Source organism: Allochromatium vinosum DSM 180 (assembly GCF_000025485.1).
GTDB lineage: Bacteria > Pseudomonadota > Gammaproteobacteria > Chromatiales > Chromatiaceae > Thermochromatium > Thermochromatium vinosum.
In genome coordinates this window covers 2,256,617-2,270,520 of record NC_013851.1, presented here as the reverse complement: position 1 = coordinate 2,270,520, position 13,904 = coordinate 2,256,617, and the positions used below count along the sequence as shown (strand labels likewise).

General features: G+C 64.2%; 11 protein-coding genes. 8 read left to right on the top strand and 3 right to left on the bottom strand.

All coding sequences use genetic code 11. The features are described 5' to 3' along the window. Window positions 1–21: 21 nt before the first annotated feature. Complete coding sequence (locus ALVIN_RS09840; RefSeq protein WP_012971177.1) at window positions 22–795, top strand: retropepsin-like aspartic protease family protein; 774 nt, start codon at window positions 22–24, stop codon at window positions 793–795. A gap of 3 nt (window positions 796–798) precedes the next feature. On the opposite strand, the gene rimK is transcribed toward ALVIN_RS09840, so the two are convergent. Genes rimK through ileS form a run of 3 tightly spaced genes read right to left on the bottom strand, consistent with a single transcriptional unit; the run spans window position 799 to window position 5,050 of the window. Next, a complete protein-coding gene (gene rimK, locus ALVIN_RS09835; protein WP_012971176.1) occupies window positions 799–1,704 on the bottom strand; it encodes a 30S ribosomal protein S6--L-glutamate ligase in 906 nt (301 codons plus the stop codon). Continuing rightward, on the bottom strand, window positions 1,701–2,186 hold the full coding sequence (gene lspA / locus ALVIN_RS09830) for a signal peptidase II (protein WP_012971175.1): 486 nt from the start codon (window positions 2,184–2,186) through the stop codon (window positions 1,701–1,703). The genes rimK and lspA overlap by 4 nt, the downstream gene beginning before the upstream one ends. A gap of 35 nt (window positions 2,187–2,221) precedes the next feature. Continuing rightward, complete coding sequence (gene ileS / locus ALVIN_RS09825) at window positions 2,222–5,050, bottom strand: isoleucine--tRNA ligase (RefSeq protein WP_012971174.1); 2,829 nt, start codon at window positions 5,048–5,050, stop codon at window positions 2,222–2,224. A 227-nt stretch (window positions 5,051–5,277) separates the two neighbouring features. On the opposite strand from ileS, the gene ALVIN_RS09820 reads away from it, so the two are divergent. From ALVIN_RS09820 to ALVIN_RS09790, 7 genes are all read left to right on the top strand, one after another. Then, window positions 5,278–6,555: an HD-GYP domain-containing protein gene (locus ALVIN_RS09820; RefSeq protein WP_012971173.1), complete on the top strand. Its 1,278-nt coding sequence runs from the start codon at window positions 5,278–5,280 to the stop codon at window positions 6,553–6,555. 52 nt (window positions 6,556–6,607) lie between these two features. Beyond that, window positions 6,608–8,707, top strand: coding sequence for a methyltransferase domain-containing protein (locus tag ALVIN_RS16650; RefSeq protein ID WP_012971172.1), 2,100 nt, complete (start codon window positions 6,608–6,610; stop codon window positions 8,705–8,707). Window positions 8,708–8,770: 63 nt separating this feature from the next. Beyond that, a complete protein-coding gene (locus ALVIN_RS09810; RefSeq protein WP_012971171.1) occupies window positions 8,771–9,700 on the top strand; it encodes a hypothetical protein in 930 nt (309 codons plus the stop codon). Between the two features lie 105 nt (window positions 9,701–9,805). Further along, window positions 9,806–10,720: a DMT family transporter gene (locus tag ALVIN_RS09805; RefSeq protein ID WP_012971170.1), complete on the top strand. Its 915-nt coding sequence runs from the start codon at window positions 9,806–9,808 to the stop codon at window positions 10,718–10,720. 27 nt (window positions 10,721–10,747) lie between these two features. Then, window positions 10,748–11,779 (top strand): biotin synthase BioB, encoded by a 1,032-nt coding sequence (locus tag ALVIN_RS09800; RefSeq protein WP_012971169.1) that lies wholly within the window; start codon window positions 10,748–10,750, stop codon window positions 11,777–11,779. A gap of 15 nt (window positions 11,780–11,794) precedes the next feature. After that, window positions 11,795–13,270, top strand: a complete 1,476-nt coding sequence (locus ALVIN_RS09795) for a coproporphyrinogen-III oxidase family protein (RefSeq protein ID WP_012971168.1) — start codon at window positions 11,795–11,797, stop codon at window positions 13,268–13,270. 5 nt (window positions 13,271–13,275) lie between these two features. Next, the gene (locus tag ALVIN_RS09790) at window positions 13,276–13,830 is read left to right on the top strand and encodes a hypothetical protein (RefSeq protein WP_012971167.1); all 555 of its coding nucleotides are present in this window, start codon (window positions 13,276–13,278) and stop codon (window positions 13,828–13,830) included. Window positions 13,831–13,904 lie beyond the last annotated feature (74 nt).

The following is a 13,904-nucleotide window of genomic DNA, read 5'->3' as shown; positions in this document are numbered from 1 at the left end:
GTCCCGACGGAGTGCTCGACCATGCCGACGTTCGACCCACGCTCGCTGACCGTGCTGTTGTTGTTCGGCATCGGGCTGGTCCAAGCCCAGGCGCCGGGGCGGACGATGCCCGCTCAATCCGCTCGGGTCGAGGTCGCCACCGAACTCGACCGACTCAGCCGCGAACTCGATTTCGACGTGCGCGGTCTCGAACAGACCCAAGGCGCCACAGCGCACTCGGCCGGTGAAACGCTCATCGAGCGACTGCATCTGCTCCTGGAAGACTTCGATCATGTGATCGTGCAGACGCCGGACGCCGGCATCGAACGTGTCATCATCCTCGGAGAGAAAGCCGCCTATGTGCCGCCGCCCATGGTGGTCGAAGGCGGCGAGTCGCCGGAGACGGCGCCGGCGAGCGGGGACGAGATCGTGCTGGCGACCCAGCGCCGCGGGGTCTCGCATCTGGTGACGCTGGGACTGGAAGGGACATCCGGCGGTGCGCCCATCCAGGAATCGATGCTCATCGACACGGGAGCCGATCGCGTGGTGCTGCCGGTCTCGCGGATCGCCTCGCTCGGCCTGACGCCGGATGCACTCCTGCAACAGCAGGTCCAGACGGCCAACGGCGCGGTCGAGGCGCGTATCGGGCGGGTCGCGGCCATCTGGGTCGGTTCCAAGCGACTCGCGGACGTGGAGGTCGCGTTCATCGACGACCAGCGTCTGGGCGGAACCTCGCTGCTGGGCATGAGCCTGCTCGGGCGTTTCCGCATGACCATCGATGACGACGCGAATCAGCTGACGCTGGTGCTGAAGTGAACGCTAGCCCTGACCGCGGGTGCGTGTCTTGCCGATGGCCGCGTTCTTCTCGATGAAGTCGATCATGAGTCCGGCGATGTCCTTGCCGGTGGCCGACTCGATGCCTTCGAGTCCGGGCGATGAGTTGACCTCCATCACCACAGGTCCGTGATTGGAACGCAGGATGTCGACGCCGGCCACGTTCAGCCCGACGATGCGTGCCGCGCGAACGGCAGTCGAGCGTTCCTCGGGCGTGATGCGGATCAGCGAGGCCGTACCGCCACGGTGCAGGTTGGAGCGGAACTCGCCGGCCTTGGCCTGACGCTTCATGGTCGCCACCACCTTGTCGCCGATGACGAAACAGCGGATGTCGGCGCCATTGGCTTCCTTGATGTATTCCTGCACCAGGATGTTGGCCTTGAGGCCCATGAACGCCTCGATCACGCTCTCGGCCGCCTTGTGGGTCTCGGCCAGCACCACGCCGATGCCCTGGGTGCCTTCCAGGAGCTTGATGACCAGGGGCGCGCCGCCGACCATCTTGATCAGATCCTGCACATCGTCCGGGGCATGGGCAAAGCCGGTGATCGGCAGCCCGATGCCCTTGCGTGCCAGGAGTTGCAGCGAGCGCAGCTTGTCGCGTGCGCGCGAGATGGCCACCGACTCGTTGAGCGGATAGACGCCCATCATCTCGAACTGACGCAGCACCGCCGTGCCGTAGAAGGTCACGGAGGCGCCGATGCGCGGGATGACGGCATCGAAGTCGGTGAGGTCGTCGCCCTTGTAGTGGATCGATGGGGCGTGCGAGGTGATGTTCATGTAGCAGCGCAACACGTCGATCACCTTGGTCTCGTGCCCGCGCGCGCGCGCCGCCTCGACCAGACGGCGCGTGGAGTAGAGCGAGGCATTGCGCGAGAGGATCGCGATTCTCATGCGCGTGGTGCCTCGGTGCGCAGGGTGGCGAGCAGCAACAGGACCACGCCGATCGTGATGGCGCTGTCGGCGATGTTGAACGCCGGCCAGGGGTTGAAGATCGCCAGCGGGATGACGGGCAGATAGACCTGGATGAAGTCGACCACATGCCCGAGTAGCGCGCGGTCGATGAGGTTGCCGACCGCGCCGCCGATGATGAGCGCCAGCGCGGCGGCGTGCAGGCGTTCATGGGCCGGAAGCCGCCGCAGCCAGCCGACCAGCACGCCGCTGACGATGAGCGCCAGCACCACGAAGAACCAGCGCTGCCAGCCGCCGGAGTCTGCCAGGAAACTGAAGGCCGCGCCGGTGTTGAACATGAGCGTCAGATTGACGTTGGGCATCAGTGCGACGACCTCGTAGGGTTCGAGCGCCAGGAGCACCATCCATTTGCTGGCCTGATCCAGTACGAGGATCGCCAGTGAGAGCCAGAGCCAGTTTTTCAAGGCTGAATATCCGTGTTGAAGTGCGGTTCGTTCGATCAGGCGAAGCGCCGCGTCTCGCCGCTGCCGGCGACGTTCTCGGCACAGCGTCCGCAGAGTTCGGGATGCTCCGGATTGACGCCCACGTCGGCGCGATGGTGCCAGCAACGCACGCATTTGGCGTGCTCGGAGGCACTGACGCGCACGGCCAGTCCATCCAGCTCGGTCGCGACCGCATCATCCGGACGCGCGGCCAGCGGGTGCAGGCGCGTCTCGGAGACGATGAGCGCAAAGCGCAGTTCCTCTCCGAGCCGGCCCAGCACATCGAGCAGCGCCTCCGAGCAGTACAGATCCAGCTCGGCGTCGAGCGACGAACCAATCGCTCCGCCCTTGCGCGCATTCTCCAGCGCCGGACCGATCGCCAGACGCGCGGTGATCACCTGATCCCAGAAGGCGCGGTCCATCGAATCGCCGGCGTCGAGCGCGAACAGCCCCTCGTACCAGGTCTCGGTGAAGATGGTCTCGGCGCGCTCACCCGGAATCGCGGCCCAGATCTCATCGGCGGTGAAGCTGAGGATGGGCGCCAGCCAGCGGCTCATGGCCTCGATGATGTGATACATCGCCGTCTGGCACGAGCGACGCGGCAGGCTGTCGGCCGGGGTGGTGTACTGACGGTCCTTGATGACGTCGAGATAGAACCCGCCCAGGTCGACCACGCAGAACTGCTGCACCTTCTGATAGATCAGATGGAACTGATAGTCCCGATACGCCGCGATCACCTCCTGTTGCAGCCGGTGCGCGCGGTCGACGGCCCAGCGGTCGAGTTCGATCATCTCCGACGGTGCGACACAGTTGACCGCCGGGTCGAAGCCTTCCAGATTGGCGAGCAGGAAGCGCGCCGTGTTGCGGATACGTCGGTAGGCGTCCGCCGTGCGCTTGAGGATCTCGTCGGAGACGCTCATCTCGCTGCGATAATCGGTCGCCGCCACCCACAGCCGGATGATGTCGGCCCCGAGCGTCTTCATCACATCCTGCGGGCTGACCACGTTGCCCTTGGATTTGGACATCTTCTCGCCCTTGGCATCGACGGTGAAGCCGTGGGTGAGTACCTGACGATAGGGCGCACGCCCGTGCATGGCCACCGAGGTCATGAGCGAGGACTGGAACCAGCCGCGATGCTGGTCCGAGCCTTCCAGATAGAGATCGGCCGGGGTGCTCAGTCCGTCGCGATGTTCGAGCACGCAGGCATGGGTCACGCCCGAGTCGAACCAGACGTCCAGGGTATCGTGCACCTTGTCGTAGAGCGCACCCTCGTCGGCGAGCAGATCGGCCGGCTCCAGCGCGAACCAGGCCTCGATGCCGTGCTTCTCGACCCGCTTGGCCACCAGCTCGATCAGCTCATCGGTGCGCGGATGCAGCGCGCCGGTCTCCTTGTGGACGAACAGCGGAATCGGCACGCCCCAGGTGCGCTGGCGCGAGATGCACCAGTCGGGCCGGCCGCGCACCATGCCCTCGATGCGGCTCTGGCCCCAATCGGGCATCCAGCGCACCCCTTCGATCTCGCTCAGGGCGGTGTCGCGCAAGCCCTGCTTGTCCATGCTGATGAACCATTGCGGCGTGGCGCGGAAGATGATCGGCGTCTTGTGACGCCAGCAGTGCGGGTAGCTGTGGGTGAAGCGTGTCTCCAGGAGCAGCGCGCCGTGCTGCTTGAGCACCTCGACCACATGCTCGTTGGCCTTGAAAACGTTCTCGCCCTCGAACAGCGGGGTGCCGGGCAGGAAGCGCCCGTCGCCGCCGACCGGATTGTCGACTGCCAGACCATAGCGTTGACCGACGATGTAGTCCTCCAGACCATGGCCGGGCGCAGTGTGGACGGCGCCGGTACCGGCGTCCAGCGTGACATGCTCGCCGACGATGATCGGCACCTCGCGATCATAGAAGGGATGACGCAGCTTGACCCCTTCGAAGTCGATGCCGCGTCCGTAGCCGACGACCCGATACTCCTGGACGCTCCAGCGATCCATGGTGTCCTTGAGCAGTCCCTCGGCGACCAGCAGCCGTTCGCGGCCCTGCTCGGTGACGGCCTCGACGATGACGTACTCGAGTTCGGCATTGAGCGCGACGGCCTGGTTCGCGGGCAGGGTCCAGGGCGTGGTGGTCCAGATCACGACCGAGACCGGCCCCTCGCCGCACCCGTTGGGGCTGCCATGGCAGCGTAGTTCGAGCATGGCCGGATCGACCACCGCAAAACGCACGTCGATGGCGATGGATTGCTTGTCGGCATACTCGACCTCGGCCTCGGCCAGCGCCGAACCGCAGTCGACACACCAGTGCACCGGCTTCTCACCCTTCTGCAAATGTCCGTTGGCGATGATGCGCCCGAGCGAGCGGATGATCTCGGCCTCGAAACCGAAGTCCATGGTCAGATAGGGGCGCTCCCAGTCGCCGAGCACGCCGAGCCGCTTGAAGTCGATCCGCTGCTTGTCGACCTGCTTGGCGGCATAGTCGCGGCAGGCGACCCGGAACTCGGCGGCGCTGATCTTGTGCCCCGGCTTGCCGTGCTTCTTCTCGACCTGCAACTCGATCGGCAACCCGTGGCAGTCCCAGCCGGGCACGTACGGGGCATCGAAGCCGTCGAGCGTGCGCGACTTGACGATGATGTCCTTCAAGACCTTGTTGACGGCATGACCGATATGGATCTCGCCATTGGCGTAGGGCGGGCCGTCGTGCAGGATGAAGGTCGGCGCTCCGGCGCGCGCGGCGCGGATCTGGCCGTAGACGTCGAGCGTCTCCCAGCGCTTGAGCATCTCGGGCTCGCGCTGGGCGAGGTTGGCCTTCATGGCGAAATCGGTCTTGGGGAGGTTGAGTGTGGGCTTGTAGTCGGTCACTGGGGTTCGATCCTGAAGAGACATGTCATGCCGGACGCGGCTTGGTGATGCAAGCTACAAGTGGGCGCGCGCAGAATCAAGCCGCGCGTGATGGAACGAGTCGGACGACGGGACATACAACCGTTATAGAATCACGCCAACTACATTCCGCCGATCGCCCGCACGGGGTCGCGAGAGCCGGAGCACGCACAAACCCAAGCCTAAACAGTCAGGATGCGGTTCGACACGTGAACGAAAAGTTTCTCGACAAGACTCAGCTACGCATCGGCCTGTTCGTGATGCTCGATCTGCCCTGGATGAGCCATCCGTTCTTGACGAACAATTTCAAGATCCGCAATCAGCGTCAACTGAGCATCCTGCGCCAGCTCGACATCGAGCAGGTCAAAGTCGACCTGGATCGCAGCGAAGCCTTCAGCGAGGAAGAATTGGCTGAAGCCGTGCCCGAGAACACCACGGATCCGGCCGACGACAGCCAGGACGATCTTCAATCGACGCTCTGGGCCGAGAAGAACGAGCGTATCCAGCGCCTGAAGCAGCGCCGCTCACGCCTGAACCAGTGTGCCAAGTCCTATGTCCAGAAAGTGGGTCTGGCGCGCAAACTCATGGCGCATCTGCGCTCATCGCCCGCGCAGGCGGCCGAGGAGGCCGGCGAGCTGGTCGACAGCATGGTCGGCGAGCTGACCGAGGACGCCGAGACGACGGTGCAGCTGGTCAATCTCAAGCATCAGGACGAGAACAGCTACAACCATGCCATCAATGTCTCGGCTCTGGCGTTGGTGCTCGGGCGCAAGCTGGGACTCGAACAGGGACAGTTGCGTCTGCTCGGTCAGGGCGGACTCTTCCATGACCTGGGGCACCTGAAGATCCCCGCCCAGATCCTGATGAAGAAAGAGCCGCTCATCGAACCCGAGCGACGCTTCTATGAGCAGCATCCGCGTTACGGCGCCGAGATCGCCCGTCAGATCGGTACACTGCCGGTCGGTGTCATCGAGATCATCGCCAAGCATCACGAGCATCTGGATGGCAGCGGTTATCCCGGCGGACTGCGTGCCAACGATATCGGATTGCTCACACGTATCCTGACTGTGGTCAATCGCTACGACAATCTCTGCAACGGCTTCGGCGGCGAACGCGGCCTCTCGCCGCATCAGGCCGTCTCGCGCATGTATTCCAAGGAGCGTCAGTGCTACGACCCCAAGGTCTTGACGACCTTCATCACCAACCTGGGCGTCTATCCGCCCGGTACCGTGGTGCGTCTGAACGACGAGCGCATCGCGGTCGTCATCTCGATCAACGCCGACGACCTGCTCAAGCCCAACGTGCTGGTCTACTCCGACGAGATCCCCGCCGAGGAGGCTCTGGTGCTGGATCTGATCGAGGAGGGGACCGGGATTCGCGAGAGCCTGCATCGCTCCGAACTGACCCAGACCCAGATCGAATATCTCAATCTCTCGGACAAACTCAGTTATTACTTCCAGGGCGCCCGGAGCGGTTCGGGTCGCTGAATGGCGCTTGCTTTGCTAACCTTGCGCTCTTTTATCGCTGGGACCACTCACCATGCTGCCGTTGCTGCTTACCTCCTTGCTGGCGATCGCCATTGTCCAACCTGTGTTGGCGACCGAACCGGCCTCGCCGGCGCTTGAGGTACCCTTGCCGGGCAAGCGTTCGATGGTGCGTGTCGGGGCCGTCCCCAATCCAGTGACCGAGGCGGCGCGCGCGAGTGCTCAGATGCTCTTCGAGGGGCTGGAGACCCGGGATCCCGACCGGGTCGCCCGCGCGATCGAAGGCATCGAAACCCATCAGTCAGGCGAGGTTCCGGGCGGCAATGGTTCGGCCCTGATCTGGCTGGGACGGGCCTGGCTGCACGCCAACGCGGTCGGCCTGGAGGCGGCGCGTCCCGAATCCAGGCTGGAGCGGGCGTATTTCGACTTCTTCCTCGGCGAGGACGCCAGGAACTTGCGGGAATATCTCCAGCGCAAGTATCGCGCGGGCGACTACACGCCGAACGATCCCGAGACGCACCTGGACCGGCTCACCTTTCTCGACGACCTGCTGCTGTTCAACAACCCGATGCGCTCGCAGTGGGATGCCACCGACCGGGTCGTCGAGATCATCGCCGGACTCGAACCCAAGGTGCGCCGGGTGATCGACCTGGGCGCGGGTTTCGGCTACTTCTCGACCCGGATCGCCGAGGCGCTGGGACCGGAGGCGGTCGTGTATGCCGCCGATACCGAGGAGGCCTATGTCGCGCAGCTCAAGACCTTCGTCGACCAGTCCGGCATCGACGGCGTGCGCCCCGTGCACTCCAAGCCAAACGACATCGTGGTGCGCGACCCGACCGATCTGGTCTTCATTTCCTCGCTCTATCATGTGCTCTACGCCTGGAGCCAGCCGACCGAGCGCGACGCGTTCATGGAGACCCTGAACCAGACGCTGCGCCCGGGCGGTTATCTGGTCGTGCTCGACAATCGCGACCATGACGGCGCTTCGCTGCACAATGCTTACGTGGATCGGGAGTTCGTCCAGGCCCAGCTCTATCACTATGGCTTCGAGCTGGTCGCGAACGAGGATCTGTCGCCCTACCGTTATCTGCTGGTGCTGCGCAAGAGCGCGCCCCAGGCGCCCAAGCCGCCGGTCTACACCCAGGCGCCGGAGCAGGACTCGATTCGCGTGAGCGACTCGCATTCCGTGATCCACATCGGCAGCCTCGACTCCTTCGACATCACGCCCTTCGGCATCGCTGCCGGCCGATTGATGCTCAAGGCACTCAACGACTCAGATGCCGCGGCCGCGCGCCAAGCGATCCAGCTCTACGACAAGATCATCCCCAACGAAAACTTCGGCGGCGAATACACCGCCCTGCAATGGATCGCCCGGTATCTGATCGCCACTGAGGACGAGAGGCGTGAATTGACGCGCGATCCACTCACGGCCGAGTTCATCGCCTATCTCGCTCGGAACGACTACGCCGATCTCAAGTTCTACATCGCCAGGAAATACAAGCTGGAGGCAACCTCTATTCCGATCGAGGAGGCGACCGACGAGAAGACGCGCGAGATCGGCATCATCCGCCGTCAGGCATTGGAGGATTTCATCCTCTTCAACAACCCGAAGCGCGACAGTTGGGAGCAGTCGCCCAAGATCATGGAGCGTCTGCCGCTGAAGGCCGGCGACCGGGTGGTCGACATCGGCAGCGGTCCCGGTTTCTACACGTTCAAATTCGCCGAGCGGGTCGGGTCGACGGGGCAGGTGCTGGCCTTCGACACCAAGGACTCTCACGTCGAATATCTCAATGGCCTGGCGAGCAAATGGGGCTTGAAACAGGTCGTCGGCACGGTCTCGGCCACCGATGGCTTCGAGATTCCGGACCCCGGCACGGCCGATATGGTCTTCATGTGCTCGCTCTATCACATCCTCTATGGTGTCTCCTCCCAGGCCGAGCGTGACGGCATGATCGCCAGCATCCTCAAAGCCCTGAAGCCCGAGGGGCATCTGGTGATCGTCGACAACGGTCCGGTCGAGGACGGCCTGTTGCCCTACCATGGTCCCTACATTCGCCAGGAGCTGATCGCCTCGCAGTTGAAGGCCTATGGCTTTGAACTCGAATCCAGCGAGCAGGTGATCCCGCAGCGCTATCTGATGGTGTTCTCACGCTGAGTACAGCGATGGTCGCACCCGAGACGGCGTCTGGCGTTCGCATTCATACCGGAGTTCACAATCATGAAATCACCACAGTCGGCACTGATTCTGGGCGCCATCGCCCTGATTTTGTCGCTCGTCGCGATCGGGCTGCAATTCTCGCCCCTACACAAGCGTGCGGACGATCACATGGCCTCTGCAAACATCCGGGAACCCCAGGTCGAGGGTGCGCGGACGGTTCGCGCGGAGACGCCTGAGATGGCGCCTGCCGGCGAGGCCCCCGGCTCGATCGCTGAACGCCTGCTCGACGAACAGGCACGGCGCATCGAGGGGCTGGAGCGCCAACTCGCCCAGATCACGCGCGTGATGCGGGCCTCCGGACTCGACGCGGCGGCGCCGATCTTGAGTGGTCCGCCTGGTAGCGAGCCGCTGTTGACGGCCCTCGGTGAGCAGTACGCCACGCGCGCGCGCTTCGAGGAGAGTCGTCAGCGTCTCAGCGAACGTGCGACCCAGATGCGCCAGCGTGATCTGGAGACCTATGGTCAGAGCGATTTCCAGCGTCTCACCGAACTCAGCCAGAAGGCGCGCCCGAAGCGCGGTAACGAGACCCAGGCCGAGCGGGCCGAGCGCGAGGCCGCACTCAACAGTCTCATGACCAACTATCCGGAGTCCTGGGCCACCAGCGTGGCAGTCGCCGAGCAGGCGCTCGACGCGGCCATGAATCGCAATACCCAGAGCGCGGAAATGTACTATGAGTCGCTCGTGAGCACCTCGCCCTATGGCGAAGTCGTCACCGATCAGGGGATCGATGCCATCCCGACGCTCCAGACCTATCTGGCCCGCCAATACATCCAGGAAGGACGCACGGCCGAGGCTTCGGCCATCCTCGACGCGCTGAGCGCCCAGTCCGACCGGCTCATCATGGAACCCAACGAGATGGGCGAACCGACCACCCAGTCCGTGGGCGAAATCGTGAACGACCTGCGTCAAAGTCTGACTCCAGGGCCGTAGCGTGCGTGCCGATAACGTCAAAATCCGTGATGGAATCCGTATGCAGTCTTTGGCTACATTGCATCCTATGAGGACTTGGAACGTCCCGATCGGTGTGGGGCGCTCATGGCCCTGGAACTGATCGGTATCCTCGCCGCCCTCGGTTCGGCGGCGACCTGGGCGGTTGGTGCGCTGCTGCTGAAACCCTTCGCCGAGCAGTTGCCGGCCATGGCTCTGGCTTTCGCCAAGGGCGTCTTCGGGCTGGTCGTTCTGGGGGGGCTGATTTGGCTGATCGGTCCGAACGCCATGAGCTGGACCACGGCCCTGGTGCTCTTCTTCAGCGGCGTGCTGGGTATCGGGGTGGCCGATACGCTGTTTTTCAAGGCGTTGCGCGAGCTGTCGTCGCATACCGTGGTGCAGCTCATGCTGCTGGGGCAGGTGGCGACCATCGCCATGGCCGTGGTCTTTCTGGGCGAGTCGCTGTTCTGGCTGCAATGGGTGGGCGTGGGACTGGTCATCCTGGGTGTGGCCATCGTGCTGATGGCACCCGAGGACGAGGCCGGGCAGGGAACGGACGCGGACGTGCGCGCGACCCGACGCGGCGTGCTCTTCGGTCTGGGGTCGGTGATGGCGATGGCCGTCTCCGTGACCATGGCCAAGGGCGCACTCGGCGAGGTCGACGCGCTCACGGCGACCTGGCTGCGGATCGCCGGCGGCGTGGTGTCGTTGTTCCTGTTTGCGCCGCTGTTTTATCTGGGACGCGGCAACTGGTTGGGTCCGATCCTGTCCGACTGGCGTCTGGCGGTCCGCTTCTGTCTGATTGCGACCTTCGTGACCCTGGGCGGATTCTTCCTGTCGCTGCTGGCGATGAAGCTGACGCCCCTGGCGATCGCCAACACCCTGCTGTCGACCGAGCCGCTGTTCGTGCTCCTGATCATGGCGCTGTTCTATCGGGAGACGCCCGGCGCCCGGCGTTTGACGGGGAGTCTGGTCGGGGTCGCGGGCGTGGCGATCATCTCGGCCAGAACACTTTTCACTTGAACCGCGTCCATCGAGGTGTTTCGTCGTATGAAGACAGTCGAGTCCATCCAGCCGCTCGATCCGCGCGCACTCTGCGCACGGATCCAGGCCGGCGAGGCGTTCGCGGAATCGGTCAAGACCGCCCTGAACGCACGCGGTCAGGCGCAGGAGGCGCTGTTCGAGATCGCCCGCGAGGCGCGGCTCAGCGGTTTTCCCGACCGGCGCGCCGAGGTGCGCAGCGTCATCGAGATCTCCAATATCTGCAAGCAACGCTGCAACTATTGCAACATCGGCTGTGAGGACACCCAGAAGTACGTCATTCCGAGCGACGATCTGGTCGAGATCGCGGCCTTTCTACATCACGAGCGCGGTCGGCGCGTGCTGCTGCTGCAATCGGGCGAGAACAAGGATCGGCGCTTCGTCGCCAACGTCATCCGTGCCTGCGCCCAAATCAAGGATCGCCTACCCGACATCCAGCTGATCGGCTGTATCGGTAATTTGAGCCGCGACCAGTACCGCGCGATGCGCGAGGCCGGCGTCGATCGCTATCTGCTCAAGATCGAGGCCTCGAATCCCGTGCTCTACGAGGCGGCCAAGCCGCACGACACCTGGAGCGAACGACGCCAGTGCCTCGACGACCTGCTCGAATTGGGGTTCATGGTCGGCAGCGGCATCATCGTCGGTCTGCCGGGACAGACCGAGGACGATCTGGTCGGCGATCTGCGCTTCCTGAGCGAGCTGGATCTGGATATGGTCAGCGCCTCGGTCTTCATTCCCGGACACGGCACCGTCTATGAGCACGAGCCGCGTGGCGACGTGGAGACGACGCTCAACTTCATGGCGTTGCTGCGCATCCTGAACCCGAACGCGCTCATGCCGACCACCAGCTCGCTGGAGAAGCTCAAGGCCGATGGTCAGTATCTCGGACTCATGGCCGGGGCCAACACACTGACCGTCCACGATGGGACGCCGCAGGCGTTCCAGCATCTGTTCCCGATCTATGACGACACCCGCTATCGGCCCAACGACGACCATCTGCGCGCCATCGCTGAACGCGCCGGTCTGGTCGTTCCAGCGTGAATCGAGGTGAGAGCGATGAATGACATGAGCATCAAGACCGATGAAACCAGGACCGCCGCGCATCGCGAGAGCCTGGAGGCGCGTGTTCGGGACTTCACGCGCTTTCGCGAGCTGGGACTGATCGCCCAGTCGGGCGATTTCTTCCCCTCGGTCCATTATCCGCCGATCACCATGTATCCGGAGGCGACCGAGGAAGAGCTGCTCGACGACTACGTGCTTCCGCCCGATGGGCTGTTCGACATCTATCTGCATCTGCCGTTCTGCGAGCAGCGCTGTCTGTTCTGTCACTACCCGGTGAAGTTCGGAAAGTTCGGCGACAAGACGCACGACGAGACCGAACGCTATCTGGACGCGCTCGAGCGCGAGATGGATCTGTTCCGCAATCGGCTCGGCATCCAGAAATTCCAGGCACGTTCGATCCTGGTCGGCGGCGGCACGCCGACCCTGCTCACTCCGGCGCAACTGGACCGGATGCTGACCGGCTTCAAGGAGCGCGTCGACTGCTCGCGCGTCACCCAGTTCAACTTCGACGTCGATCCCGGTACCCTGACCGACCAGCACGGCGCCGAACGCCGGCGTATCCTGCGCGAGCACGGCGTCGACCGGCTCACCATCGGCGTGCAGTCGCTCGACGACGAGATCCTGCGCAAGATGCACCGTCCGCACGACGTCAAGACCGCGCTCGCGTCGATCGAGGCCTGCCGGGCCGACGGCTTCCAGCTCAACATCGAGTTCATCTTCGGCTATCCGGGCCAGACGCTCGAAGGCTGGATGCGCATGATCGATGAGGCCGCGCGTCTGGATGTCGAGGAGATCCAGCTCTATCGGCTCAAGATCGACTCCTATGGCGATGCTCAGGGACCGATCGACAAGATCGTCCAACTGCGCCCGCAGGAACTGCCGGCGTTCGAGGAGGCGATCCGCATGAAGCAGGCCGCCATCGAGATCCTGGCCGAGCACGGTTACACGGAGAATCTGCGGCGCGTCTTCTCCAAGGATCCGGCCAAATACTCGCACTATGCGCACAATCAGTGCTGCCAGCTCTACGATCAGGTCGGTTTCGGTCTGACCGCCTTCAGCAGTCTGCGCGATCGGTTCCTGCTCAACACCCAGACCTTCGAGGACTACTATCGGCGCATCGATTCGGGCTGGTTGCCGGTCAATCGCGGCATCAAGCGCAATGCCGAGGAGCAGAAGCGCTGGGCGGTGGTGCTGCCGCTCAAGAACCGCGATGTCGACAAGGCGCAGTATCGGGCACTGACCGGGATCGAGTTCGACGAAGCCTTCCCCGAACTCTGGGAGCGGCTCGTCGCCGAGGGGCTGGTCGAGGACAAGGGGGCGTTCGCCGGTCTGACCCGCAAGGGGGCGTTCTTCGCCGACGAGGTCTGTCATCAGTTCCATGCCCGCTCTTACATCCCGTTCGAGCCGGATGAGTATGCCCAGGGGCCGCTCAATCCCTATCGGGTACGTCAGGACTCAGTCGAGGCTTGAGACCGATGGCGGGGAAGGACGCTTCGATCAGACGCGCGCGCTTGGGTTTGGCCGGCTTTGTGGCGCTGTTGGGGCTGGCGGTCTGTGGTCAGGGTTGCGCCGAGGATCCGCCGCGATCGTCCGGCCCGCCGCGCGCGGCCCTCGACGCCTGTCTCTACAAGGCCGCTTCGGCGGTCTGCTACTTCGAGGACGGCGTCCATGCGATCGCGGGAACCTGTCAGGAGCGGGGGCGCGACTGGGTATGCGTGCCGGATCGTGCGCCGCCGGATGGGCGTGTGATGCCGGGTGGACCGGGCGGCGCCGGTTTCGGTCCTGGAGATGCCGCGACCATGATGCCGCCGCCATCCGCGAGCGGGATACCCGATCGCGCGCCCAAGCCGCCGCGCGAAGCCGTCGATGCCTGTGTGGACCGTACCCAGGGTTCGGCCTGTCTGATCCAGACAGCACGCGGCGAAATAGCGGGGCGCTGCATGATCCAATCTCAGGGGCTGGCCTGCATCCCGACCGATCCGAATCATCGTCCGGGCGAAGAGGGCGGGCCTGCGTTCGGTCTGCGCTGAATCGAGCGTAGGGTACGCTGTGCGTACCCTACGAGGACGGCGGATCCCCAGGGTCAGCCGTCACGGACGGGGGG